At 71.3% G+C, this 25748-nt stretch carries 22 protein-coding genes; 9 read left to right on the top strand and 13 right to left on the bottom strand.

Translation table 11 applies throughout. From position 1 onward, the window contains the following. Position 1 precedes the first annotated feature (1 nt). Positions 2-1135, bottom strand: coding sequence for an acyl-CoA dehydrogenase (locus IM697_RS04135; protein ID WP_194044803.1), 1134 nt, complete (start codon positions 1133-1135; stop codon positions 2-4). A 124-nt stretch (positions 1136-1259) separates the two neighbouring features. Here IM697_RS04135 and IM697_RS04130 point away from each other — a divergent pair, with 124 nt between their 5' ends. Continuing rightward, entirely contained in the window at positions 1260-2789 is a 1530-nt protein-coding gene (locus IM697_RS04130; protein ID WP_194044801.1) for a class I adenylate-forming enzyme family protein, read from the top strand. On the opposite strand, the gene IM697_RS04125 is transcribed toward IM697_RS04130, so the two are convergent. Next, complete coding sequence (locus IM697_RS04125; protein ID WP_194044799.1) at positions 2773-3285, bottom strand: EF-hand domain-containing protein; 513 nt, start codon at positions 3283-3285, stop codon at positions 2773-2775. The two genes, IM697_RS04130 and IM697_RS04125, sit on opposite strands and share 17 nt — an antisense overlap. 200 nt (positions 3286-3485) lie before the next feature. Next, positions 3486-3866 (bottom strand): STAS domain-containing protein, encoded by a 381-nt coding sequence (locus IM697_RS04120; RefSeq protein WP_194044797.1) that lies wholly within the window; start codon positions 3864-3866, stop codon positions 3486-3488. A 345-nt stretch (positions 3867-4211) separates the two neighbouring features. On the opposite strand from IM697_RS04120, the gene IM697_RS04115 reads away from it, so the two are divergent. Both IM697_RS04115 and IM697_RS04110 read left to right on the top strand, forming a co-directional pair. Beyond that, positions 4212-4796 carry a sigma-70 family RNA polymerase sigma factor gene (locus IM697_RS04115; protein WP_194044795.1) on the top strand — a complete coding sequence of 195 codons (585 nt, stop codon included), beginning with the start codon at positions 4212-4214 and terminating at the stop codon, positions 4794-4796. Continuing rightward, positions 4793-6196, top strand: a complete 1404-nt coding sequence (locus IM697_RS04110) for a zf-HC2 domain-containing protein (protein ID WP_194044793.1) — start codon at positions 4793-4795, stop codon at positions 6194-6196. Before IM697_RS04115 ends, IM697_RS04110 begins: the two co-directional genes overlap by 4 nt. A 165-nt stretch (positions 6197-6361) precedes the next feature. Here IM697_RS04110 and purU read toward each other — a convergent pair whose 3' ends face one another. Together purU and IM697_RS04100 are read right to left on the bottom strand one after the other, a co-directional pair. Then, positions 6362-7243, bottom strand: coding sequence for a formyltetrahydrofolate deformylase (purU, locus tag IM697_RS04105; protein ID WP_194044791.1), 882 nt, complete (start codon positions 7241-7243; stop codon positions 6362-6364). Positions 7244-7290: 47 nt separating this feature from the next. After that, positions 7291-7791: an SCO4402 family protein gene (locus IM697_RS04100; protein ID WP_194044790.1), complete on the bottom strand. Its 501-nt coding sequence runs from the start codon at positions 7789-7791 to the stop codon at positions 7291-7293. 117 nt (positions 7792-7908) lie between these two features. Between IM697_RS04100 and IM697_RS04095 the strand changes: the two genes are divergently transcribed. Further along, on the top strand, positions 7909-9216 hold the full coding sequence (locus tag IM697_RS04095) for an ABC transporter substrate-binding protein (RefSeq protein ID WP_194044788.1): 1308 nt from the start codon (positions 7909-7911) through the stop codon (positions 9214-9216). A 6-nt stretch (positions 9217-9222) separates the two neighbouring features. Here the strand turns inward: IM697_RS04095 and IM697_RS04090 are convergent, their stop codons facing one another. Together IM697_RS04090 and IM697_RS04085 are read right to left on the bottom strand one after the other, a co-directional pair. Beyond that, complete coding sequence (locus IM697_RS04090) at positions 9223-11085, bottom strand: hypothetical protein (protein WP_194044786.1); 1863 nt, start codon at positions 11083-11085, stop codon at positions 9223-9225. A gap of 201 nt (positions 11086-11286) precedes the next feature. Then, positions 11287-12672, bottom strand: a complete 1386-nt coding sequence (locus IM697_RS04085) for an NsdA family TPR-like regulatory protein (protein WP_194044784.1) — start codon at positions 12670-12672, stop codon at positions 11287-11289. Positions 12673-12989: 317 nt separating this feature from the next. Here IM697_RS04085 and IM697_RS04080 point away from each other — a divergent pair, with 317 nt between their 5' ends. Genes IM697_RS04080 through IM697_RS04070 form a run of 3 tightly spaced genes read left to right on the top strand, consistent with a single transcriptional unit; the run spans position 12990 to position 16065 of the window. Then, complete coding sequence (locus IM697_RS04080; RefSeq protein WP_194044782.1) at positions 12990-13652, top strand: bifunctional DNA primase/polymerase; 663 nt, start codon at positions 12990-12992, stop codon at positions 13650-13652. A 53-nt stretch (positions 13653-13705) separates the two neighbouring features. Then, positions 13706-14476, top strand: coding sequence for an ABC transporter ATP-binding protein (locus IM697_RS04075; RefSeq protein WP_194044780.1), 771 nt, complete (start codon positions 13706-13708; stop codon positions 14474-14476). Beyond that, the gene (locus tag IM697_RS04070; protein WP_194044778.1) at positions 14473-16065 is read left to right on the top strand and encodes a transporter; all 1593 of its coding nucleotides are present in this window, start codon (positions 14473-14475) and stop codon (positions 16063-16065) included. Before IM697_RS04075 ends, IM697_RS04070 begins: the two co-directional genes overlap by 4 nt. 152 nt (positions 16066-16217) lie before the next feature. Here the strand turns inward: IM697_RS04070 and IM697_RS04065 are convergent, their stop codons facing one another. Continuing rightward, on the bottom strand, positions 16218-17090 hold the full coding sequence (locus IM697_RS04065; protein WP_194044776.1) for an alpha/beta fold hydrolase: 873 nt from the start codon (positions 17088-17090) through the stop codon (positions 16218-16220). A 687-nt stretch (positions 17091-17777) separates the two neighbouring features. Beyond that, positions 17778-18470 carry an iron-dependent transcriptional repressor DtxR gene (locus IM697_RS04060; RefSeq protein WP_194044774.1) on the bottom strand — a complete coding sequence of 231 codons (693 nt, stop codon included), beginning with the start codon at positions 18468-18470 and terminating at the stop codon, positions 17778-17780. 295 nt (positions 18471-18765) lie between these two features. On the opposite strand from IM697_RS04060, the gene IM697_RS04055 reads away from it, so the two are divergent. Next, positions 18766-19521 (top strand): SIS domain-containing protein, encoded by a 756-nt coding sequence (locus IM697_RS04055; RefSeq protein ID WP_194044772.1) that lies wholly within the window; start codon positions 18766-18768, stop codon positions 19519-19521. Positions 19522-19543: 22 nt separating this feature from the next. Here the strand turns inward: IM697_RS04055 and IM697_RS04050 are convergent, their stop codons facing one another. The 3 genes from IM697_RS04050 to IM697_RS04040 form a co-directional block, all read right to left on the bottom strand. Next, on the bottom strand, positions 19544-20974 hold the full coding sequence (locus IM697_RS04050) for a PAS domain-containing protein (RefSeq protein WP_194044770.1): 1431 nt from the start codon (positions 20972-20974) through the stop codon (positions 19544-19546). Positions 20975-21110: 136 nt separating this feature from the next. After that, a complete protein-coding gene (locus IM697_RS04045; protein ID WP_194044768.1) occupies positions 21111-21551 on the bottom strand; it encodes a GNAT family N-acetyltransferase in 441 nt (146 codons plus the stop codon). Beyond that, the gene (locus tag IM697_RS04040; RefSeq protein ID WP_194044766.1) at positions 21544-21954 is read right to left on the bottom strand and encodes a RidA family protein; all 411 of its coding nucleotides are present in this window, start codon (positions 21952-21954) and stop codon (positions 21544-21546) included. The genes IM697_RS04045 and IM697_RS04040 overlap by 8 nt, the downstream gene beginning before the upstream one ends. Before the next feature lie 536 nt (positions 21955-22490). On the opposite strand from IM697_RS04040, the gene iscB reads away from it, so the two are divergent. After that, positions 22491-23846 (top strand): RNA-guided endonuclease IscB, encoded by a 1356-nt coding sequence (iscB, locus tag IM697_RS04035; protein WP_265582700.1) that lies wholly within the window; start codon positions 22491-22493, stop codon positions 23844-23846. A gap of 319 nt (positions 23847-24165) precedes the next feature. Here iscB and IM697_RS04030 read toward each other — a convergent pair whose 3' ends face one another. Then, positions 24166-25536, bottom strand: a complete 1371-nt coding sequence (locus IM697_RS04030) for a serine/threonine-protein kinase (protein ID WP_194049577.1) — start codon at positions 25534-25536, stop codon at positions 24166-24168. Positions 25537-25748: the final 212 nt, after the last annotated feature.

Raw genomic sequence — 25748 nt, 5'->3', positions numbered from 1 at the left:
GTCACCGCCCCTTCGGCAGCCCGAGGATCCGCTCGGCCACGATGTTCCGCTGGATCTGCGAGGTGCCGGCGGCGATGGTGTACGACAGCGAGGACAGGCGGTCGAGCATCCACGGCCGGTCGAGGTCGAGCGAGGCCGGCCCCAGGACGTCGGCCGCGGTGTCGTAGAGCTCCTGGCGGGCGTGCGAATACCGCAGCTTGAACACCGAACCCCCGACCCCGGGCACGCCGCCCACGGCCTCCGCCTCGCTGACGTTCCACTGCGTCAGCCGCCACAGCGCCCGGAACTCGGCGTTCAGCCGCCCCAGCCGCCGACGCAGCACGGGGTCGTCCCAGCGGCCGTTCCCGCGTGCCTCGGCGGCGAGTTCGCGCAGTACGCGCCGGCAGGCGACGACCTCGCCCACGAAGGCCGTGCCGCGCTCGAAGGACAGGGTCACCATCGTCACGCGCCAGCCGTCGTTCTCCTCCCCGACCCGGTTGGCCACCGGCACCCGCACCTCGTCGAGGAACACCTCGGCGAACTCGGCCGACCCGGCGAGGGTCTTCAGCGGCCGTACGGTGATGCCCGGCGCGTCCATGGGCATCGCCAGCCAGGTGATCCCGCGGTGCTTGGGCGCGTCGGGGTCGGTGCGCACCAACAGTTCGCACCAGTCGGCCACTTCGGCATGGGAGGTCCAGATCTTGGACCCGCTCACCACGTAGTCGTCGCCGTCCCTGCGCGCGCGCGTGCGCAGTGCCGCGAGGTCGGATCCGGCGTCCGGTTCGCTGAAGCCCTGGCACCAGACCTCCTCCCCGCGCAGGATCGGCGGCAGCCAGCGCTCCCGTTGCCCTGCGGTGCCCTCGGCCGCGATGGTCGGCCCCGCGTGCAGCAGCCCGACGAAGCCGGCTCCCACATAGGGCGCGCCCGCCTTCTCGGTCTCCTCCAGGAAGATCAGGCGCACGGTCGGCGACGCGCCCCAGTGGACGTCGCCGTAGCCCGCGTCGTGGAGCATGCGCTGCCAGCCGAGGTCGTACGCCCTGCGCGCGGGCCAGTCGTCCGGGGAGGGCTTCGGCGGCAGCGTCGGAAGGACCTTCGCCAGCCACTCCCGCAACCGCGCCCGGAACTCCTCCTCCTCGGGCGTGTACGTGAGGTCCATCCATCACCTGCCTGACGATCCGTCAGATTCAGCAGCAGGCTAGCCCCGCACCCCTGGACCGACAAGGCGCCGAGCCCTACGCTCTCCGCACGATCTGACGTTCCGTCAGCTGAAGGGGTCCGTCGTGAACGACACCGCGCACGCCCTGAGTTCCTCCCGCACCCTCTGGGACCTGCTCGCCCGCCGCGCCGAGCGCACCCCAGACCGTCCGGTCCTCCTCCAGGACGAGCGCTCCTTGTCCTTCGGCGCTCTACGCGCGCGTGCCGAGCGCGTCGCGGCCGGCCTGTACGACATGGGCGTACGCCCCGGCACGGTCGTCGCCTGGCAGCTGCCCACCCGAATCGAGACCGCGCTGCTGTCGTTCGCGCTGGCCCGCCTGGGTGCCGTGCAGTCGCCGGTCATCCCGTTCTACCGGGACCGCGAAGTCGGCTTCGCGCTGCGGGAGTCGAAGGCGGAGTTCTTCGCGGTGCCCGGGGTGTGGCGGGGCTTCGACCACGCGGAGATGGCGCGACGACTGGGTGCGAAGGGGGTCTTCGAGGCGTACGACTCCCTACCCGACGGCGATCCCGCGGTCCTGCCCCCGCCGCCGGCCGAGGGCACCTCGGTGCGCTGGATCTACTGGACCTCGGGGACGACGTCCGACCCCAAGGGCGTCCTGCACACCGACCGCTCGCTGATCGCGGGCGGCTCCTGCCTGGGTCACGCCCTGCGCCCCACGGCGGCCGACGTCGGCTCGATCGCCTTTCCCTACGCCCACATAGGCGGCCCCGACTACATGGTGATGGTGCTGCTGTACGGCTTCCCCGCGGTGATGTTCGAGCATTTCGCGCTGCCGGACGCGCTGGAGGGCTATCGCCGGCACGGGGTGACGATCGCGGGCGGGTCGACGGCGTTCTACTCGATGTTCCTGGCGGAGCAGCGCAGACGGCCCGGCGGCGGGAAGGTCGTCCCCTCGCTGCGGCTGCTGGCGGGCGGCGGGGCGCCCAAGCCGCCGGAGGTGTACCACGCGGTGGTGCGCGAGATGGGGGTGCAGCTGACGCACGGATACGGCATGACCGAGGTGCCGATGATCACCATGGGGGCGCCGGACGACACGGCGGAGAACCTGGCGACGACGGAGGGGCGGCCGCCGGAGGGGATGGAGATACGGATCGTGGAGGGGGAGGTGCGGCTGCGCGGGGAGGCGGTGTGCCGGGGCTATCTGGACCCGGCGCAGACGGCGGCCGCCTTCGACGACGAGGGCTTCCTGCGCACCGGCGACCTCGGGTATCTGACGGACTCCGGCCATCTGGTGCTGACCGGCCGCCTGAAGGACGTGATCATCCGCAAGGGCGAGAACGTCTCGGCCAAGGAGATCGAGGATCTGCTGCACCGGCATCCGGCGGTGGGGGACGTCGCGGTGATCGGACTGCCGGACGCCGAGCGCGGGGAGCGGGTCTGCGCGGTCGTGGAGCAGCCGGCCGGCGCCGGGCCGCTGACGCTTCAGGCGGTGACGTCGTATCTGCGCGGGGAAGGGCTGTCGACCCACAAACTGCCGGAGCAGCTGGAGGTGGTGGACGCCCTTCCGCGCAACGAGACCCTGCGGAAGGTGCTCAAGTACAAGCTCAGGGAGCGGTTCTCGAAGGACGGACCGGGCATCACTCGGGGACGGTGAAGTAGCGGGCGAACGCCGTCACGATCTCGTCCTCCGCCACGTTGCCGTCGCCGTCCGTGTCGAGCGTGGCGGCGGCCGCCTGTGCGATGTCCTGTCGCACGCCGAGGCAGACCAGCACGCGCGCGGTGTCGGAGACGGAGGCGGCCCCGTCGCCGTCGGGGTCGGCCACGGCGAGGGCGGCGTGCAGGAAGGGGCGAGCGATCTCGGCGAACCGGTCCGGGTTGTCGCGCAGCCGCTTGACCGCGCCGTTGACGAACTCCTCGCGGGTGATCCGCTGGTCGCCGTCCCGGTCCGCGATCCCGGCCATGCCCTGCCAGAACGCCTCCGCGCCGATGTAGAGGGCCTGGCCCTTGTCGGAGCGGGCGGTGGTGCCGAACTCCGCGAGCAGCGCCTTGGCCGCCGCGCTGAAGTCCTCACGGTCGATGTAGCCGTTGCCGTCCTGGTCGAAGGTGGCGAACCGGGCCGCGATCCTGCGCTCGTACTCGCTGCTGACCATGTCTTATCGGGCCGCCTTACGTCGTGGGGTGCATCTGCCACGGGAGCGTACGACGCGCGGGGCCGTCCGGGCGCGGGAAAGCGGCGGTTGTGCCAAGACCGGGGGAATTTTGGGACAACTATGTGAACGACAGCTATGCGAACGACAGGCCATGTGAACGACGTGGCGAAGCGGTCGCCGGCCGGGCCCGGTCGGCCGGATCAGGCCGACAGCGGGTCGGCCTCGTCCGCGACCGCCGTCGCCAGGTCCGGGTGGACGTCGAACAGCCGGCGCACCCCCAGCGCGCCCAGGACCCGGTTGACGTGCGACCCGTCCGCCGCGCCCTGGGCCGGGAGTATCAGCCGCAGGGTGCCCTGGCAGGAGCGGATCAGTCGGCGGGCGGCGATGAGGACGCCGACGCCGCTGGAGTCGCAGAACATGACCTCGGAGAGGTCGAGGACGAGGCTGTGCCGTCCCTCGGCCACCACGTCATGGATGTGCTGCCGCAACCCCGGCGAGGTCACCAGATCCAGCTCACCCGACACCTGGAGCACGGCCCAGTCGCCCCGCTCGCCGCCGGTCACTTTGAACGTCACCACCATGCCCCTCGCTCGCTGAAACGGAAGCCACACCTACGCTTCCTTGCAGCGCGGCTGCCCAGCGGCTGTTCCCTGAAACACCCTCCAGAAAACGGTCACCGATCAGAAAAGGCTTGTTTCCATCGCATTCGATCCTGTTCGATCAGGTCTGATCATGCCGTGGCCGGGTAGCGGAGCGAGAACGGCGCCCGGCCGGGCCCTCTATCACGAGTGCGAGGTGTGTCACCAGCCATGGCTCTACAAGGGGCGCACATTGCGACGAAGGGGCGTGCGCTGCCGGACGTGCCGACTACATTCGGGGAGACGGCGGACGCACGCTGGACAGGACGGACCAGTGAGGGGGGCCATATGGCGAAGAAGGACGCACCGCCCCGCTGGGACCGCAAGATGCAGCAGCGGCTCGCACGCGGCGAGGCGGCCGCGCTCGGCGAGCTCTACGACCGGTTCGCCTCGCTCGTGCACGGCCTCGCCCACACCGTGCTGGGCGACGAGCACGCCGCCGACCACATCACCCGCGACGTCTTCGCGCACGTCTGGGAGCACCCGGACAGCTACGACCCCAAGCAGGGCCCGCTGCGCTCCTGGGTCGCCACCCTGACCCACCACCTCGCCGTGCAGCGGCTGCGCGCCACCGAGACCGCCGCCCTCGCCCAGGCCGGCCGGGGCTCCACGGAGGAGCTGGAACGCAAGGTGCGGCACGCCTCGGTCGCCGCCCGCGCCGACTACATCGCCCAGTCCATGCCCGTACCGCTGCGCGCCGCCCTGGAGCTGGCCTATTTCCAGCGCCGCGACTACCGCCAGACCGCCGCCGACCTCGGCGTCACCGAGGACGAGGCCCGCCGCCGGCTGCGCCTGGGCCTGCAGCTGCTGGCCACGGCCCATGACGCCGGAACGGCCCCCGGGGCTCCGCCGGGATACGGGGGTGCGGTGTGAACGAGGCCGGGCGGTACGAGGCGTACGACGAGCACGAGGGACGGGGCGATCACGCGGGCCACGGGGACGAGAAGCCGTACGACGACGCGCACCACCAGGACCATGAGGAGAACGGCCCCGCGGACCCCCCTCGCGGCCCCGACGGCATGAACAGCGGCAACGGCGACGACCGGCACCCCACCCCGAAGCCCGGCCCGGACCGCCCGCCCCGCATACCCCTGCCCCGCGCCTCCGTCGAGGACACCGGACGCCCGCTGCCCGATGCGGCGCCCCGCCGCGCCCCGCTCGTCCTGGAGCACCGCGTCCTGAAGTCGCTCCTCGGAGCATGGGCGCTGGCCGCCTGCTCGCCGGAGGAGACGGCGGCCGTCGAGGAGCACCTCGGAGACTGCGGCTCCTGCGCCGACGAGGCGCGGCGGCTGCGCGAGGCCGTCGGCCTGCTGCACCCCTCCGAGAGCCTCGACCTCGACCCGTCCCTGCGCGCCCGCGTCCTCGACGGCTGCCTGGAGCGGCGCCCGCCGCGCATCCCGGTGCCCGAGTGGGCGGCGCCGTACGACGCCGAGACGGCCCGGCTCGACGCCCTGCTCCAGGACTTCGGGGACGCCGAGTGGCACGCGCCCGTGCGGCTGCGGTGGTTCCGCAAGGACGAGCCGACCAGCCGCCGGACGACCGTCGCCGGGGTGATCGCGCATCTGCAGACGGTCGACGGGCTGGTGGCCATCGCGCTGGGCCTCGCCGACCCGATGGGCGACGTGGCCGCGGACCGGCCGACGCCCGCCGGGCGCACCGAGGCGTACTGGCGGGCCTCGCACTACCCGCCGACGCGCGCCGTCCGCGCACCCTGGCGGGAGCAGAGCCACGACCTGGTGCGCACGGTGTCCTTCACGGGCGGCGGCACCGGCAGGCTCTCCGTCCCGTACGGCGACTTCGAGCTGCCGCTGCGCGACGCGATGCTGGACCGCGCCTTCGAGTGCTGGGTGCACGCGGAGGACATCGCCGAGGCGGTGGACTACCCCTATGAGCCGCCGTCCGGCAGCGACCTGCACCAGCTGGTCGACCTGGCGGCCCGTCTGCTCCCCACGGTCCTGTCGGCCCGCCGCCGCGCGGGGCTGGCGGCACCGCCGCCGGCGGGTCGGCACCTCGTCCCCGCGGGCGAGCCCGGCCGGAGCCTGCGGCTGGAGATCGAGGGCTCGGGCGGCGGCGAGTGGCTGATCCCGCTGGACTCACCGGCGGCGGTGGGCTCCGCCGAGCATGAGGTGGCCCATGTCGCGCTGGACGGCGCGGAGTTCTGCCGACTCGCGGCGGGCCATGTGCCTCCGGCGGAGGCGGCGGCGGGGCAGGTGGGGGATCGGGCCGCCATCCGGGACGTACTGTTCGCGGCGGCGAGCTTGAGCCGGATGTAGGGGGCGGTTGCGCGATCGGCGGCGGCTGCGGGTGTGTGGGGGCTGGTCGCGCAGTTCCCCGCGCCCCTTGAGTACGTGCAGTGGACGTCCCTCCAGGGGCGCGGGGAACTGCGCGAGCAACCACGAACCACCCGCAGCCGCCGTCAAAACTGCTGACCCGAGCTATTAGGCGAATACAACCGTCCGCCGGCCGTTCAGCAGAATCCTCCGCTCGGCATGCCACTTCACCGCCCGGGCCAGCGCCTGGCACTCCACGTCCCGCCCGATCGCGACAAGCTGGTCCGGCGTGACGTCATGGGCGACGCGCTCGACCTCCTGCTCGATGATCGGCCCCTCGTCCAGGTCGGCGGTGACGTAGTGCGCCGTCGCCCCGATCAGCTTCACACCCCGCGCGTGCGCCTGGTGATACGGCTTCGCGCCCTTGAAGCTCGGCAGGAAGGAATGGTGGATGTTGATGATCCGCCCGCTGAGCTGCTTGCACAGATCGTCGGAGAGCACCTGCATGTAGCGGGCCAGCACGACCAGCTCCACACCCCGCTCCCGCACGATCTCCAGCAGCCGCGCCTCCGCCTCCGGCTTGTTGTCCCTGGTCACCGGGATGTGGTGGAAGGGGATGTCGTACGACCCCACGAGTTCGGCGAAGTCGGTGTGGTTGGACACCACGGCGGCGATCTCCACCGGAAGCGCCCCGATCCTGGCGCGGAACAACAGGTCGTTCAGACAGTGCCCGAACTTGCTGACCATCAGCACGACCCGCATCTTCTCCTCGGCCCGATGGATCTGCCAGTCCATCTGGAAGGAGTCCCCGATCGCCGCGAAGCTCGCCCGCAGCTTGTCCACCGTCACCGGCGCCTCCGCCGAGAAGTGGACGCGCATGAAGAACAGTCCCGTGTCGTGGTCGCCGAACTGCTGGCTGTCCTCGATGTTGCAGCCGGTCATGAAGAGGTAGCTCGACACGGCGTGCACGATGCCCTGCTTGTCGGGGCAGGACAGGATGAGGACGTACTGGTCGGCGGGGACCGCGGCTCGGGTGGACTGCTCGTTCATGCAGCACAGGGTCCCATATCCGGGCCCCCCGGCGGGCAGCCGTTCCGTTACGCGGACCGCGTCATGATCCGCAGCACCTCGAGCGTGCGCGGCGGGGCGTCCGGGTCCTCGCCGTCGGCCATGGCCATCCGGACATGCGCGTCCCGCGCCGCCCGCACCGCCTCCGGCCACCCCTGGTGGTCCAGGTACGCGGAGACCGGCGCGTCCGGGCCGACCTGGTGCATGATCCGCAGCACCCGCAGCACGGCGGTGTCGACGAGCGCCGCCTCCTGCGAGTCCCGGAATATGGTGCCGACGTACTTCTCGGCGGACCAGTTGTCCAGCCAGGTGTCCTCGACCAGGCGGTACACGGCGTCGGTGACGTCGCCGTACCCGTCCACCCCGGCGAGCCAGACGTCCCGCTGGAAGACCTGGTCGGAGAGCATGTGCAGCGCGGAGCGCACATTGCTGCGCCAGCGCCACCACGGCATGTCGTTGAGTGGCATGCCGCCCATGGTGGATGAGCGACGGCCGCGACGGGAAGAGCTATCCGAACCTTGCACGGTCATCGATCGTACGTTCCCCTTCACATGCGCATCACTGACCCCCTCAATTCACCTTCCGGTCACCCCTCGATAACCATGGGTCACGCGCAGGTTCGTTGTGTGGCGGAATCGTGCGGGACCATGACCGGCAGGCCACGCATGCGCAGTCCGCACTTCCCCACGACCACCGACCGGCCCGTCAAAACGACCGCTCGGGCGGCGGCAGCGCTGGTGGCGTGTGCCTCGCTCGCCGTCGGGTGCGGTGTCATCCCCGGTACCACGGGGGGTTCCGGGGATGGCACGATCACTGTCATGACCTGGGCGCCACAGGACACCAAGGCGACCAACAAGCCCGGCATGCCGGCCCTGGCACAGGCCTACGCCCGCTGGGTCAACGCCCAGGGCGGCATCGGCGGCCGCAAGCTGAAGGTCCTCACCTGCAACGAGCGCAACGACAGCGTGGCCGCGGCGAGGTGCGCCGACCGCGCGATCGACGAGGACGTCGTCGCCGTCGTCGGCTCCTACAGCCAGTACGGCGACACCTTCCTGCCCTCGCTGGAGGGCGCCGGCATCCCCTACATAGGCGGCTACGGCGTCACCAACGCCGAGTTCACCAGCCCGCTCTCCTACCCCGTCAACGGCGGCCAGCCCACCCTCCTCGCCGGCCTCGGCAGGGAACTGGCCCGCGACTGCGGCCCGGTCGCGCTGGTACGGCCCGACAGCATCGCCGGCGACGAACTGCCGCCGCTGCTGAACTCCGGCCTCAAGGCGGGCCGGCACTCGGAAGCGGCCGACCAGCTCGCCGACGACGACGCCACCGAGTACCAGCGCCAGTCGGTGCGGGCGCTGGACTACTCCACCACGAACCCGTCGGACGCGGGCTGTGTGGTGCCCGCCCTCGGCGACCGCACCAGCACCTTCATGGACTCCTTCCGGCGGGCCCGCGCGGAGTACCCCGACGTGCGCACCGCGGCCGTCCTCGGCAGCGTCGACCAGACCGTGATCAACTCGACCGGCGGGGCATCGACGTACGACGGTTCGTACATCACCGGCTGGTACCCCGTCGCGAGCGATCCGCGCTGGGACCCGATGAAGAAGGTGATCAGCGAGCATGCCTTCGGCGACAACCGCATCGACCCCGCGGACGCCGGTGTGCAGACCACGTGGATCGCCTACACGGTGTTCAAGAAGGTCGTGGAGTCGCTCGGCGACGGCGAGGTGAGCGCCGGCACCGTGCGCAGCGCGCTGAACAACGGTCTGAAGGTCTCCACGGGCGGGCTCACCCCGGCCCTGCGGTGGAAGTTCCAGGACGTCCTGGCCTCCGTCGGCTACCCCCGGCTGGTCAACCGGGCGGTGTCTCTCCAGGTCGTCCGGGACGGGCGGCTGGTGGCCGCCCGCAAGGGCTTCATCGACGTGACGAAGACGCTCGAGAGCGCCGAACTGAACTGACCGGCACTACAGCTGGGTCGGCTGACGCTCCGTGAGCCCGTGCTCCTTGGCGATCGAGTTCCACAGCCCCGACGCCGTCTTCTTCTGTGTGCTGGCGGTGTTGCTGGCCGTGTCGCCGGCCCGGGCCTGACCGGTGTGGCGGGCCTGGCCGCCCTTGCAGAGCTTCTTCCTGTTGCCGGCGACCTGGTCCGCCCACGCCGCGTAGTGGCTGTCGGCGGACGCCGACGCCTGCCAGGCCTTGGTGAGCGCGGTGGTCAGCTCGGTGTGGTTCGGGAGCTGGTCGACGGGGAGCTTGGACAGGTCGGCGACGAGCTGCTTGCGCTGCTGGGCCGCGGCGCGCAGGTCCTGGGCGGCCTGGGCGAGGTTGTCGCAGGACCCCACGTCGCGCACCGCGTTGATCACGGCGGTACGGCTGTCGCCGCTGTCGGCCAGCAGCTTGTCCAGAGCGGTCGCCTGCTGCTCGGCCGCGTCGGCGGACGGCGAGGAGGAGCCCTCGGTCGCCGGGGCCGTCGCGGACACGGGTCTGTTGTCGTCGGTCTTCTGATCGTCCCCGCCCCCGCCGGCGAGCAGCGCGCCCGCGCCGATGCCGAGGGCGGCGATGCCGACGCCGACGGCGGCGATGAGCGGCACCCTCGATCCGGTACGGCCGCCACGACCGCCCCGGCCGGCGTCGTCGTCGCCGGGGCCGTGCGGGCCGCCGGGCGGGAAGTACCCCTGCTCGTGCGGGTTCTGGTGCGGCTGGGGCTGCTGGAAGCGCGGCAGCTGCTGGGTGGCCGGGGCCTCGCCGCCCGGCTCACTGCGGAAGAGGCTGTCGAAGTCGGAGAGCGGCTGCCGCCCCGGCTGCGGCGCCCCGCCCGGCTGCCCGGTCACGGGCGGGATGTACTGGGTGGCGTCGGCGTCGCCCCCGGAGGCCGGCGGCATCGGTCCCGCGCCGCCCGCCTGCCGTGCCCGCCCCAGCACCTGCGTGCTCTCGTTGGACACCTCGGGCGGCAGCGCCCCCGGTCCGACCGGCGGTATGTACTGCGTCGCCCCTTCGTCGGCGACGGGCGGTATGTAACGGGTGGCCTGCTCGTCGGCGCCGACGACCGGCGGTATGTACTGAGTGGCGCCCTCGTCGGCGGGCGGCAGCGGCGCCCCGAAACCACCGGCACCGGCGGGCGGCTGAGCCGCACCGGACGCGGCGGGCGGCAGGGGCGCACCGGAGCCGGGAGCGCCGTAGCCCTCCGCACCGGCGGGCGGCAGCGCACCGGCCTGGTCGTGCCGGCCCTGGGACGACAGCGCGCCATTCTGGCCGTACTGGCCCTGAGACGACGGCGCACCCTCCTGCCCGTACTGCCCCTCGGGCGGCAGCGCGCCCCCCGGACCTCGCTGCCCCTGAGGCGGCAGCGCACCCCCCTGCCCGTACTGCCCTTCAGGCGGCAGCGGCGCGGACGGCGCCCCGCCCTGCCCGTACGTCTGTTGCGGCGCGGGCATCGGTGATCCGGCCGGGGCGCCATGGCCGTACGACGGAGTCGCCGGCGTACCGGCGGCGTCCGGCGGCGTGCCCCACTGGGGCGGCGGCGGGGACTGGTACTGCTGCTCCTGCTGCCCGCCCCAGGACTGGCCGGGCTGCGCGCCCCAGGACTGGCCCGGTGCGGCCGGCGGCGCGGGCGGGTTCTGGTCGGGTCCCCAAGGGGTGCCCCACGCCTGGCCGCCGGGCGGTGCCGAGGGCGGGGGTGCGGTCGGCGGCGTGGCCGGTACCGACGTCGGCCGGCCGTCCTGCCCACCGGTCATGCCCGGCAGCAGCGGCTCACCGCCGTCGGAGGGCAGCACGATGCCTTCGTGCGCGGGCCGCGCCGAGGGCTCCTCGCCCCGTCCACTCTGCGTCACCGGGACTCCTACTAATGGGGGACCTTGTGAATCGTCGGCTCACGCTACCGGCTCCGCCGATACGGGTGCTACGCAGCCCGGGACGTGACCTGTGTCCCTGTGACCGCGCTAACACTTCGGTCCCCCACCCTCTATATACGACCCCCTTTCTCCACCGGTGCCTTCATTTCCCTGTCGTTCACGCCCCGGTACCCCGTGGTTTCACGCGGCCGCCTGAAGGTCCAGCCGTGCCCCGAACTCCCTGACCACCGGCTCGTCCCGGAACGGCTCCAGACGCTGCTGGAAGTCCTCGAGATACTCGGCGCCCCGGTTGGAGCGCAGGGTCTCCAGGAGCTCGACGGCCTGCAGCCCGGTGTGGCAGGCCTGTTCGATCTCGCGCTTCTGCACCTGTGCTGTGGCGAGCAACACATAACCGATGGCCCGGCGCCGCGCCTTCGTCTCGGGGAGCCCGGCCAGCGACTCCTCGGCGGACCGCGCCGCCGCCTCGGCCTGACCGAGGTCGCGGTGGCAGTGCGCCAACTCGTCGGCGAGATACGCCTCGTTGAAGTGCGCGATCCACGCCGGGTCGTCGCCGGACTCCGCGTCCGCCGACTCCAGGGCGGTCACGGCACGTGCGGACGCCGCCTGGGCGGCCCTGGCATCGCCCATCAGGGCGTGCCCACGCGCCTCGGCCGCATGGAACATGGACTCCGCGCGCGGGGTCACGCGCCCCCGCGCCCCTTCCTGCGCCGCCCGTGCCAACTGCGCGATCTCCCGCGGGTTCCCGAGCTGCGCGGCGAGATGGCTCATGGAGGCGGCCAGCACATAGCCGCCGTACCCCCGGTCGCCCGCGGCCTGTGCGAGGCGCAGCGCCTGGATGTAGTAGCGCTGGGCGAGTCCCGGTTGCCCGGTGTCGACGGCCATGTACCCGGCGAGCTCGGTCAACCGCGCGACGGCGGCGAAGAGTTCCCGTCCGATCGCCTCCCGGTAGGAGCCGGCCAGCAGCCCGGAGACGACGCTGTTGAGGTAGTGCACGACGACCGGGCGCACATGCCCGCTGCCGTACTGATGGTCAAGGTCCACCAGCGCCTGCGTCATCGCCCGCACGGCCGCCACGTCGGACGGCCCCACGCGCGGCCCCGCCGAGCGCGCCACCTGTGAGTCCGGTGACGAGATCAGCCAGTCGCGGCTGGGCTCGACCAGCGCGGACGCGGCGACGGACGAGCCGGACAGGAAGTCCCGCCGCCCGACATCGCTGCGCCACAGCTCGCAGACCTGCTCGATGGCCCCCAGTACCGTCGGCGAGAACTGGAGACCGACGCCGGACGCGAGGTTCTTGCCGTTGGCCATGCCGATCTCGTCGATCGTGACCGTACGGCCCAGTTTGCGGCCGAGCGCCTCGGCGATGATCGCCGGCGCCCGTCCCCGAGGCTGCTGTCCGCGCAGCCAACGGGCCACGGACGTCTTGTCGTAGCGCAGATCGAGGCCGTGCTCGGCACCGCACATGTTGACCCTGCGGGCCAGCCCGGCGTTCGAGCAACCCGCTTCCTGGATGAGCGCCTGCAGCCGTTCATTCGGCTGTCGCGCGACGAGAGGCCTTGCGGCCATGGCGTACCCCCTGTGGCTGCGGTGCCTGCCCACGCACCGAGTTGACGTTCTTCCATCGCCGGATCCGGCCCCGGGGCACTGGCTGTGCACCGCAAGGTTCCGGCCGTGAAGATCAATGCCCCGTCGACATACCGAAAATGCGAGGCTTGCGAGGATTGCCGGGGTAAAGGCGGAAGCCGACCCCACTGGGGGCTACCCAGCCCCGGCCACGGATCCTCCCGCGCGCCCCCACACATGCACCCATGCGCCCCAGACGAGGAATCAATGCTCCTCCCCCGCGCGCGTTATGCCCGTAACCAGGGGTGGGTGCGGGAGTTGTGTTCAGCGTGGAAGAGACGATCCCGGCCACCGAAGCCGCACAGATTCCGAAGCAGCGCGGGGAATCGCTGCTGGAAACCGCCGTTCGTTACGCCGAGGAGCGCCACTGGGACGTGTTCCCCGGCACATGGCTGGAAGCCGTCGACGGCGTGCAGTACTGCTCCTGCGGTGACGCCGCGTGCCCCGCGCCGGGCGCGCACCCCTCGCGCCCGGACTGGGCGACGCAGGCGACCGGGAGCGCGACGGTCGCACGCCGGATGTGGCAGAAACAGCCGAACGCGTCGATCCTGCTGCCGACGGGACGCACCTTCGACTCGATCTCCGTCCCGGAGACGGCCGGGTTCCTCGCGCTGGCCCGGATGGAGCGGATGGAGCTGTCGCTGGGGCCGGTGACGTTGACGCCGGATCGTCGGATGCACTTCTTCGTGCTGCCGGGCGCCGCGGTGAAGGTGCCCGAACTGGTCCGCAAGCTGGGCTGGTCGATCGGGTCGCTGGATCTGCTCGCGCTCGGCGAGGGCGCCTATGTCGCCGGGCCCCCCACTCGGTTCGGCTCCCGCGGGGCCGTGCAGTGGGCCTGCCGGCCCACGCCGGCCAATCGGTGGCTGCCGGACGCGGAGGAGTTGATCTCGCCGCTGGCGTACGCGTGCGGGCGGGACAGGTAATACGGCGACTCCAAGGTCGTACGTCGTCACTCGCGCCCTTTAGGTTGGCATGCATGACGTCGGCCGTATGTGTGCGCGGGCTCTGGAAGCGGTTCGGGCAGCAGGTTGCTGTTGCCGGGATCGACCTGGATCTGCCCGCCGGGAAGTTCATCGGGCTTGTCGGTCCCAATGGGGCCGGGAAGACCACCACCCTCTCGATGGTGACCGGGCTGCTGCGGCCCGATCAGGGCTCCGTCGAAGTCGTCGGGCACGACGTGTGGCGGGACCCCGTCGAGGTGAAGGCCCGGATCGGGGTGCTGCCTGAAGGGCTTCGGCTCTTCGAGCGGCTCTCCGGGCGGGAACTGCTCGCCTACACGGGCCGGCTGCGCGGTCTTCCCGGCGCCGAGGTCGACAAGCGGGCCACCCAGCTCCTCGACGTCCTCGATCTGGCGGGTGCCCAGCACAAGCTGGTCGTCGACTACTCGACCGGTATGCGCAAGAAGATCGGGCTCGCGGCGGCGCTGCTGCACAACCCCGAAGTGCTGTTCCTGGACGAGCCGTTCGAGGGCGTCGACCCCGTCTCCGCCCAGACCATCCGCGGCGTACTGGAGCGCTACACCGCCTCCGGCGCGACCGTCGTCTTCTCCTCCCACGTCATGGAGCTCGTCGAGTCGCTGTGCGACTGGGTCGCCGTCATGGCCGCCGGACGCATCCGGGCCCACGGCCCCCTCGCCGACGTACGCGGCGAGGCGGCCTCGCTGCAGCAGGCGTTCCTCGAACTCGTCGGCGCGAACGGCCGCGACGCCTCCTCCCACCTCGACTGGCTGGGCGGCGGGGCGCGATGAGCACCGCTGTGACCGGAGTCTTCGTACGGCTGAAGCTGTCGCTGCTCAGGAACGGACTACGGCAGTCCGCCGGCCGCCGGGCCGCCTACATCGCGTCGGCCGTCGTGGTCCTCCTCTTCGCCGCGCTCCAGCTCCTCGGCCTGATCATGCTGCGCGGCACCGCGCACGCCGACTCCGTGGTCGTCATCCTGGTCGCCGTCCTGGCACTCGGCTGGGCGGTGATGCCGCTGTTCTTCCCCGGCGGGGACGAGACCCTCGACGCGACGCGTCTGGTGATGCTGCCCCTGCGCCCCCGCTCCCTGGTCCGGGCCCTGCTCGCGGCCTCGCTCGTCGGCATAGGGCCGCTGTTCACGCTCTGCCTGTTCACCGGTTCGGCGATCGCCCTCGCACACGGCGGACCGGCCTACGTCGTCGGCGTCATCGCCGTCGTCCTGGCCCTGTTGGTGTGCGTGGCGCTGGCACGGGCCGTCGCCGCCGCCAACATCCGGCTGCTGACCAGTCGCAAGGGCCGCGATCTGGCGGTGCTGAGCGGGCTGGTCATCGCGATCGGGGCGCAGGTGGTGAACTTCGGTGCGCAGCGGCTGGGTTCATCGGGACTGGCCGAGCTCGACCCGGCGGCGGACGTGCTGCGCTGGCTGCTGCCGGCGTCCGCGATCGGGGCGGTGCAGTCGGTGAGCGAGGGGGCGTACGGCACCGGCGTCCTCCAACTCGCCCTGAGCGTGGCCGCGTTGGTGGCGCTGATCGCCGTATGGTCCCGTCACCTCACCCGTCTGATGACCTCCCCCGACGGCTCCACGCTCCAGGCGGCCACCGAGACCGCCGTACGGCAGCGCACCCCCACCGGTCTGGCCCGTCTGCTGCCGGCCGGCCGCACCGGCACCGTCATGGAACGCAGCCTGCGCTACGTCTGGCGCGACCCGAAGACCAAGGCGGCCTGGGTGACCTCGCTCGCCATCGGCCTGATCGTGCCGCTGTTCAACGCGCTGCAGGGCACCGGCTCGATCTACTTCGCGTGCTTCGCCGCCGGGATGCTCGGCATCCAGATGTACAACCAGTTCGGGCAGGACACCTCCGCGTTCTGGATGGTCGCGCTGACCATCTCCTCCCGCCGGGACGCCTATGTGGAGCTGCGCGGCCGGGCCCTGGCCCTGTTGCTGATCACCCTCCCCTACGCCACCCTCGTCACCGTCCTGACGACGGCACTCCTCGGCGACTGGCAAAGGCTCCCCGAGGTGCTGGGCCTGTCCTTCGCCCTCCTCGGCGCGATGCTGGCCACCGGCGCCTGGACGTCGGCCCGCTTCCCCTACTCCATCCCCCAGGAGGGCTACAAGAACGTCGCCCCGGGCCAGGCCGGCCTCGCCTGGATCTCGATCTTCGGCGGCATGATCGCGGCGGCCCTGCTGTGCGCCCCCGTCATCGCGGTGACGATCTGGCTGAACGTCAGCGACGGCGGGGAGGACTGGACGTGGCTGCTGCTGCCGGCGGGCGCCGCCTACGGGGCGGCGATCACCCTGCTGGGACTACGGCTGGCGGCCCCGCGAACGGCGGCCCGGCTGCCGGAGATCTTGACGGCGGTGAGCAAGGGCTGACGGTTCTTTCCGATACGGGGACTGCAACGCAGCTTCTTTTCAGGGGCGCGGGGCTGTGTCGATATGCGGCTCCGCCGCGCGGGCGCGATCAACCACAAACAAACCCGCAGCCGCCGTCAATCGGCAAGCCCCGAGCTCATAGGCGCCCGGCGTCACCCAGCGGAGCGCACCGCGTCCAGAAACGGCTCGATCGCGGCGCGCCAGCCCTCGGGCTGGTCGTAGTGCACGAGGTGCCCCGCGTCGGCCACCTCCGCGTACTCCCCCCGGGGAAGCACCCGCACCATCTCCTGGGCCTCGGCCCGCCCCAGCTCTCCGTCCAGGCCGCGCACCACCAGCGCGGGACACCGCACCTGCGCCAGCTCCTCCCAGTGCGCGTCGAACACCCACGTCTCCCGGGACCGGAGCATCTGGTCCGGTACGAACACCGGCCGCCACCCGTCCTCGCACTCGTGCATGACCTCGGCGTAGAACTCACCGCGCGCGGGATTCGGCCGCTCCACCCACGGATCGTCCTCGCCGAACCACTTCCGTACGTCGGCGAGGGTGGCGAAGGGGACGGGCCAGGACTTGAACCAGTCCGCCCACTCCCGCTGCGAGGCCGCGCCCAGCGCGGACGCCCGCATGTCGCAGATGATCACGCCGCGCACCAGATCGGGCCGCTTGGCGGCGAGCTGCCACGCGGTCAGCGCGCCCATGGCGTGGCCGAGGAGAACGGCCGGGGCGAGGCCGAGCTGTTCGAGGGCGGCCTCGGCGTCGTCGACGTAGGCCTCGCGGGTGAAGGCGGCCTGGGAGGGCTTGTCGCTGCGCCCGTGGCCGCGCTGGTCCAGGGCGACAGCTCGGTGTCGCTCGGAGAGCCAGCGGGCGGTGGAGGCCCAGTGGGAGGCGCGGCCCATCAGGCCGTGCAGTAACAGCACGCCGAGCGTGCCGTCCTGGTCTGTCGTGGGGTCGTTCTTGGGAGGGTCGCCGAACTCCCATGCCGCGAGCCGTACGCCGCCCGTCCCGGTCACGTCGATGCGCCGCACCATTGGTCTGGCACCCCCCTAGCTCCGCTCGGACCGCTCGAGCCGGCCGGTCCTGTCATCCGCGTCCTGCTTGCCGCGCCTGCCGTATCTGCCTCCGCCCACGCGAGCACCGTGCGCCATCTGCGTCGTACGCGCCGTCGGTGCCCTCGTACGCGATGTGCATGTTCTGTGTGTCTGACGTGATCTTATGCGCACATTCTTGAAGCGCATGTTCCGCACGATCCGTCACCCGCAGACTATCGAACTCCTATTCGAAAAAACTGGCCTCTGCGGGCAACACCCCTCATTCGAGTGACCCCCTCCAAGGATTGATCGCCACCGCCGAGGGGAGACCTTCACCGGGAGGCGGACCGCTCGGGGAAAACGGTCCGAGGGGGATGACCCTGGGAGCTCGGGGCTCCGGGTCAGCACAGGGGAGGACAGGCCCCGGCGCCATTCGGCGCCGGGGCCCTCTCCACGACCACGGCACATCCTCGCGCCCCCCTCCCCGGCCGGACGCAGCACTGTCGATCACGGCCCAGAGCCCTCAGGTGATCCGCCTACCGCGACAGCCTGGCACGCGAACCCGTCCGCCGCTGCGATTCCGCGCACTGAATCCTGGATCGAAAACATTCGACGGACCACCCCAACTCCCGCTCCCGCACCGGGAATTACACAACAGGCAACCCAGGACGGGCAGCGGCCACCCGCTCAGCGCTTGGCGACGAACACATGCGAGGCGACATCCGCCTCCAGCTCGGCCGCCTCACCACCACTGCCCACCAGCACCCCACCCGCGGACTCGGTCACGCTCACCACCGAGCCCGGCTGCACACCGGCCCGACGCAGCGTGTACATCAGCTGCGCGTCGGTCTGGATCGGCTCCCCGATCCGCCGCACCACGACCGTCTTGCCCTCGCCCCCCGGGTCCAGGTCGGCCAGCGACACCATCCCCTCGTCCAGGAACGGGTCGGCACCGTCCTTCTCGCCGAGCTCCTCCAGACCGGGGATCGGATTGCCGTACGGCGACTCCGTCGGATGCCGCAGCAGCTCCAGCACCCGCCGCTCCACGGCCTCACTCATCACGTGCTCCCAGCGACACGCCTCGGCGTGCACCTGCTCCCACTCCAGCCCGATCACATCCACGAGCAGACACTCCGCGAGACGGTGCTTGCGCATGACGCGCGTGGCCAGCCGCCGCCCCTCGTCCGTGAGCTCCAGATGCCGGTCGGTCGCGACGGACACCAGCCCGTCACGCTCCATCCGCGCCACCGTCTGGCTGACGGTGGGCCCGCTCTGGTCCAGCCGCTCGGCGATCCGGGCGCGCATGGGGACCACACCTTCCTCCTCCAGCTCGAGGATGGTGCGGAGATACATCTCCGTGGTGTCGATCAGTCCGGACATACGTGCCCCTCGATTAGCTCTGCGATTAGCTCAGCCGGAAGCGAGACAGCTCCACGGCGCGTGCGCTGGCCCTGGACTCAATTCTGCCGGATACCACAGACAACCGCGCCGAGCCGGTGAAACGAGAGGGTTGCACAGCCCCGCCCCAAGCCGCCGAGCGGGCCGCCGCAGCCATCCCGGCAGCCCTCCCGGCCGTATTGACACCGCACTGGTCCAGACCGCACGGTGATCCGCAGCAGGTGATCCGCAACACACCACCCCCGCACCCCCGACCGCCACCCCCGGAGGGCCCCGCATGAGCGACAGCAAGCCGGCCGACCAGTTCTTCGACGCCGCGATCGGCCTGCTCCACCGGGTCCGTGCCGAAGAGGCCGAGAACATCCAGGCAGCCGGCACCATGCTCGCCGACACCGTCGCCGCCGACGGCCGCCTCTTCGCCTTCGGCGCCGGCCACTCCTCCCTCGCCGCCCAGGACATCGTCTACCGCGCCGGCGGCCTCGCCCTGATGAACCTGCTCACGGTCCCCGGCGTCGTAGGCGTCGACGTCATGCCCGCCACCCTCGGCTCCGCCCTCGAACGCGTCGACGGCCTCGCCGGCGCCGTCCTCGACAGCTCCCCCCTCCGCGACGGCGACGCCCTGGTGATCATCTCCCTCTCCGGCCGCAACGCCCTCCCCGTCGAGATGGCCATCAACGCCCGCGCCCTCGGCGTCAAGGTCATCGGCGTGACCTCGGTGGCCTACGCCGCGCGGACGCAGTCCCGCCACACCTCCGGCACCCACCTCAAGGACCACTGCGACATCGTCCTCGACTCCAAGATCGCCGTCGGCGACGCCGAACTCACCCTCGACACGATCCCGGCCCCCTTCGCCCCCGCCTCCACCGTCGTCACCACGGCCCTCCTCCAGGCGGTCATGGCCACCACGGCGGCCACCCTCGCCGATCGCGGCATCGAGCCCCCACTGCTGCGCTCGGGCAACGTCGACGGCGGCCACGACTGGAACGGCAGGATCTTCGACAAGTACGGCGACCGGATCTTCTACCGCCACTGACCCGACGCCACCGCGCGCACCGCTACCGCGAGCCCAGGGCCTCCGCCAGATCCAGCGCGGAAGCGATCCGCACCGCCACATCCTCCGCGTACACCGCGTCGCTCCGCTCGAACGCACTGCGCCCGGCGCCCCGCAGAAACGTCACGACCCCCACCGTCCGCCCCCGGCTCCGCAACACGGCACACAACGCGTGCACCGCGTCCGCCGGCCACTGCCGCCCCACCGCCCACTGACGAGCCTGCTCCGCCGGCATGCTCCCCGCATCGGCCCGCACCGACCCGGACCGGGCCACACACTGCAACGCCGGATGCCCCTCGACATACCGCACCGGCAACCCGGCCTCCCCACCGAGCAGACTCGGCCCCGGCGCCCCGGACGGCGTCACGGCGACCCGAACGAGCCGCACCGGCCCCGCCGCCTCCCCATCCGCCACCGCGCCGCCCGCGACCCGGTCGATCAGCGCATGATCGGCGAACCCGGCCAGCGCGAAATCCAGATGCACCGTCGCCGCCTCCGCCGGATCCTCACACTCCGCCGCCGCACGCGCCGCACGATGCAGCTGATTGACCCGGAACCGCAGCAGCGCCGCCTCCTGCTCCGCCTGCTTGCCCTCGGTCACGTCCTGGAAGAGCCACCCCACCCCCAACGGCACCGGCTCCTCCGCCAGCGGCGACGCCAGCCGCACAAAACCGCACCGCCAGCAGCGACGCCGCTCACCCTCCGGCGTCCGCACCCGCACCCAGATCTCGGCCGGCGCCGGCGGCGCACCCTCCGCCAGCACATGCGTGAGCGCGCTCTCCAGCTCCTCGACCCCCTGGGCCAGCAACTCACCCAGCGGCCGCCCCAGCACCGACGTACGCCCGATGCCCAGCGCACGAGCCGCGTGCGCGTTCACCACGGCCGGCCGCAGATCCGCGTCGACCAGCACCACGCCCCACGACGCGTCCTCGAACAGCGCCTCACTCAACGCGATCGACCGCTCCAGATCGATCTGCGCATGCACCTCGCTGAAGGCGCAGTACACCCCCGCGGGCTTCCCGTCCGGCCCGCGGACGGCGGCCGACTGGGTCCGCACGAGCACCCGCCCGCCGTCCTTGGTCAGCAGCGCGAACTCGTGCACCTGCCGCCCGGGAGCCTGCATGGCGGACATCAGCCGCCCCTCGACCTCCTCGGCATCGGCCTCACGCACCGCCCACCCGGCGAACCCGTGCCGCCCCACCGCCTCGGCCGCGGTCCACCCCAGGATCCGCTCCGCCTCACGGTTCCAATGCGTGACGACCCCGTCCCCGTCGAACGCGCACAAGGCCGCGTCCATCCCGTCCAGCAACGCGGCCAACAGATCAGAGCCGCCTGCCGAACCCTCCGAACCGGCCGACGAACCTCCCGGACCTTCCCGCTCGGGTTCGTCCGGCCCCAGCTCGTCGGTGGTCCCACTACGCCGGGAAGCACTCACATGGACCCCCTGCCAAGCTGCGTCCGCACGTACGACGCGTCGGTTCGCTCACTCGCAAATCATCTAACTGGAACGTGACCCAGCACACACCGAGTTCCCCAAGATTGAGGGAATCGTTGTACGAGCCGTCGGAGGGCTACTCCAGCCGCAGATCCACCCACAGATCGGTCCCACCGTCCAGCACATATCGATCAACCTCGACGAACCCACGCGCCCCGGCGAACCGCAGCCCATCCTCATTGACGGCCAGCACACAGGTCTCGACCGCCCCGGCACCCAGCACACGCGCGTGGGCGAGCCCCTCCTCGTACAGCTCCGAGCCGTATCCACGCCGCCGGTACTCGGGCAGCACGCGCGCGATGACCGTCGCCACCGCACCCTTGCCCTCCGGCGGCCGCACCGTCGAGCAGCCGACGAGAACATCACCGACATACGCGTTCCGCAGGCGATACCGCCCGCTGCGCTCCCGCACCTCATCGAGGTCCATCGCGGCGGGCGGCACGATCACGTTGTGGACGTACCGCCACTCCTCCAGCATCGGCTCACCGACGACCGGCTCCACAAGAAGGTCAGACATGAGACTCGCCTCCCCGGCGCGCGTAGACCTCAACCTCGATCTTCATACGAGGATCCGCGAGCCCACACACCATCATCGTCGCCGCCGGCCGCACCTCCCCGAAACACCGCCGCAGCACCGGCCAGCACGGCTCGAAGTCCTCCCGCACCGGCAGCAGATACCGCACCCGCACCACATCGGCGAACGAACACCCCGCCTCCTCCAACGCGGCCCCCACATTCCGCAAACACTGCTCCGCCTGCTCCACCACGTCCTCGGAGATCGTCATCGCCGCGTAGTCGAACCCCGTCGTCCCCGACACATGCACCCAGTCCCCGTCGACCACGGCACGCGCGTACCCGATCCGCTCCTCAAAGACCGAACCACTGAGAACCGCCCGTCGCCCCACCTGCTGCTTTGTCATGCACGGAACGCTAGGCGACCAGTGGTCATTTAGCAGCTGAATCGACTACCCGTTCGGGGAATTCTGCCAGTTCGCACGAATGGGCGACTTCAGCAGGCTGTAACCCAATGCGCGGATCTTGGCCACTAGCGTCAGCCTCACACGTGAAGGGAGGTCACTCGCTCCTCGACCGCAAGGTCGTCGAGTGACCAGCCCCAGCCATCGCGATCATCAGATCAGGGAGGTGCGCCCCGATGACTACGTTTCCCGCAGGCGAGCAGACCCACCAGGCTGTGCTTCCTCAGCAGCCTGCTCTGGAATCCGTGAGAGCAGACACCCCCGGGAGCAGGGACGAAACGGCTCACGGACACCCCGCCACCGTGCGGGGCACCGGCAGGGAACATGGGCGAGGGGAGACCGACGGGTGCAGCACCGGAGCCCGTCGGCGTCACACCAAGCACGCTGCCACGGCAGCGAAGGCGGCAGAGAACGGGAGCGGTGACGCTCCCCCGCACGACCAGTCGTACGAGGGCGGCGTGGGCGCAGGCAGAGTCTTCGTGCTCTCCAAGGAGGGGCAACCCCTCATGCCCTGCCACCCCGCCCGCGCCCGAGAACTCCTGACCAAAGGCCGGGCCGCCGTCGCCCGACAAGTGCCCTTCACCATCCGCCTGAAAGACCGCACGCTGGCCGACTCGGAAGTCGACGGCGTTCAGTTACGGATCGACCCCGGCTCCAAAGGCACGGGCATCGCCCTCACCGACGAGAAGAAAGAAACCGACGAACAAGGCGCCACAGTCAAGATCCGGCGCGGACTGGTCTCGGTCGAACTCCAACATCGCGGCGACCAGATCCACAAGTGCATGCAACAGCGCGCCGGCTACCGTCACCGCCGACGCTCAGCCAACCGCCGCTACCGAGCACGCAGATCAAACAACCGGACCCACCCCGAGACGTGGCTACCGCCCTCCCTGCGCCACCGCGTCGACACCACCCTCTCCATGGCCAACCGCCTCTGCCGCTACGCACCCGTCACCGAGATTCACGTGGAATTCGTCGCCTTCGACACCCACAGCATGAGTGCGGGCAGACCCCTCAACGGCATCGAGTACGCGCACGGACCACTCGCCGGAACCAACACTCGCGCCTATCTGCAAGCCCAGTGGAACAACTCCTGCGCCTACTGCGACGCCACCGGCGTCCCCCTCAACATCGAGCACCTCGCACCGCGCAGCCGAGGAGGCTCGAACCGCATCGCCAACCTCGTCCTCGCCTGCGTCCCCTGCAACCGGGCCAAGGGCAGCCAATCCGTCGAGGACTTCCTCGCCCGCAGCCCCGACCGCCTCGCGCGAATCCTTCAGCAGGTCAAGGCGCCCCTCCATGACGCCGCCGCCATGAACGCAACCCGATGGCAGCTCATCGAGGCACTGGGCACCCTCGGCAGAGCAGTGCACACCTGGACGGGCGACGGCACCAAAGAGAACCGCAGCGCCATGGGGCTGGCCAAGACGCACACCCTGGACGCTCTGTGCGTTGGGGCCCTGGACCACGAGAGCGGCGACGCGATCGTACGGTTCCCTGAGCAGGCCCTCGTTGCCAAGGCCACCGGACGCGGCTCATACGCCCGCACCACCCCGGACCGCTACGGATTCCCCCGCCTGCGGCGCGCCCGCACCAAGCTGCACTTCGGATACGTCACCGGAGATCTCGTGCGCGCCGTCATGCCCACAGGCAAGTGGGCAGGGACCTGGACCGGCCGCATCTCAGTGCGAGCCAGAGGACAGCACAGCCTCGCGACGCCCCTGGGCAGGATCAACGTCTCCCACTGGAATCTGGAGCTCCTGCAACGGGGCGACGGATACGGCTACAGCACGCGATCAGAATCGCCACCGTCAATTTCTCGAAAAACCCGTTGATCCGTGACCGACCGGTTCTTAGGGTTGCTGGTACTTCGGAAGGGAGGTGGTTCGGCAGATGTATGCATACCGGACGGAAGAGGTGGCTGCGGGCTAGCGGCCCGTCACCCACCCAGTGCGGTGCCGGACCAGCGTGTGCGCGAAACACGCAGCCGGCCAATCCAACGCAGTCACCCGACCCGCGAGCTCGCCGGCACGTCCGGCCGGCTCCCCCGCCGCAAGGCGGAGGGACCCGAACTCGCGGGTCGTCTGCATTGTCGTCTGCACTAGCTAGGGGGCCGACGGAGGACAGCCGGAGGCCGCGATCAGCCGTCAGTTCTCAGTCGTCATCGTCGCTCTCGTCGTCGTTGTCGCTGTCGTCCTGCTGCGAGGCGGGCTGGCTTTGCTGGTCCAGATTCTCCGCGTCGCGCTCCTTCTGTTCCCGTCGCTCCTGCTCCCGCGTCTTCTCGCGACCGGCGGTCGTCTCCACCACCGGGCTCGGCGCGGTGACCGGCGACGGACTCGCGTCCGAGGGGGAAGGGGAAGCGCTCGGGCTGGGCGGAGTATCGGTCTTCGTGCCCTCCGCGGCGGTGTTGTCCGGCGAGAACCACAGCATCCCGAGAAGCATCGCGGCCACGAAGAGCGCCGCCGCGGCGGCGGTGACCAGCACGCGCCGGGGCCCGTTCCGGGAGCGGGACCTCGACCGGGAGTGGGAGCGGGCGGCGGCCCGGCCCGGTCCGCCGCGATCCGGCGGGGACGACTGGGCCGAGGGCAGCATGTAGGTCGTCGGGCTGCTGGTCCCGCCCATCCGGTTCGGCCCGGGAGCGGCGGCCATCGCGGCCGTGGACCGCGCGGACGGCGCGGACGGCGCAGCCGCCTCGGGCAGCGGCTGGGGGTGGCCCTGCCAGCCGCCGGCGGCGAACCAGTCCGCCGCCTGCTGGGCGGTGGGACGCTGCTCGGGCTCCTTGGCGAGCAGGCCGAGGAGGTAGTTCTCGAAGGCGGGCGGCAGGCCGGCGACGCCCAGCTCGCGGGGCGGCACGGGAGCGGCGTCGAGGTGCTGGTGAAGGATCGCGACGGCGCTGTCGGCCTGGAAGGGCGGGCGCCCGGTGAGCAGCTGGTAGAGCACGCAGCCCAGCGCGTAGACATCGGAGGCCGGGCCCGCAGGCTGGCCCAGGGCGCGCTCGGGGGCGAGGTAGAGGCTCGTGCCGACGATCTGCCCGGTGGCGGTGAGCGCCGCGCCGGGGTCGTCCATGAAGCGGGCGATCCCGAAGTCACCGATCTTCAGGGTGCCGTCGGTGTCCAGCAGCAGGTTGCCCGGCTTGATGTCCCGGTGGACGATGCCCTGCCGGTGCGCGGCGGCCAGTCCCGCCGCGGCCTGGGCGGCGATCCGGGCCACACGTTCGGCGGGCTGCGCGCCGGACACCGCCAGCAGCCGGGCCAGGCTGTCGCCCTCGACGAGTTCCATCACCAGGAAGAGCCGGTTGTCGTACTCGCCGAAGTCCCGGACGCCCACCACGTTCGGATGGCCGATCCGCGCCGCGGTCTGCGCCTCCAGCCGGAACCGGGAGGTGGCCGTGGGATCGGAGTCCTGCGGCAGCAGCAGCTTGACGGCCACATGCCGCGCGAGCGTCGTGTCGTAGGCCCGCCACACCTCCCCCATCCCGCCGCGCCCGATCGACTCGCCCAGCCGGTAGCGGCCCGCTATCAGCACCTGTTCCCCATCCCCCAAGCCGTCGGACGTCTCGATCGCCGCAGGCCGTGACTCACCACGTGGGAACGGGTGATGGAGGGAGTGCCGCAGCCGCCCCAGCATACTGGCGCAGTGGATCAGTCACGTTCCGTATGCCGGTATCGGCGGCCCGACCGGCAGGGGTGCGCGCCGGCCGTCGAGCGGCATCACGCGGAGCTGTTCGGCCCCGCGTG

Origin of the sequence: Streptomyces ferrugineus (assembly GCF_015160855.1) — a bacterium.
Lineage (GTDB): Bacteria > Actinomycetota > Actinomycetes > Streptomycetales > Streptomycetaceae > Streptomyces > Streptomyces ferrugineus.
This window is presented reverse-complemented; position numbering and strand designations above follow the sequence as displayed.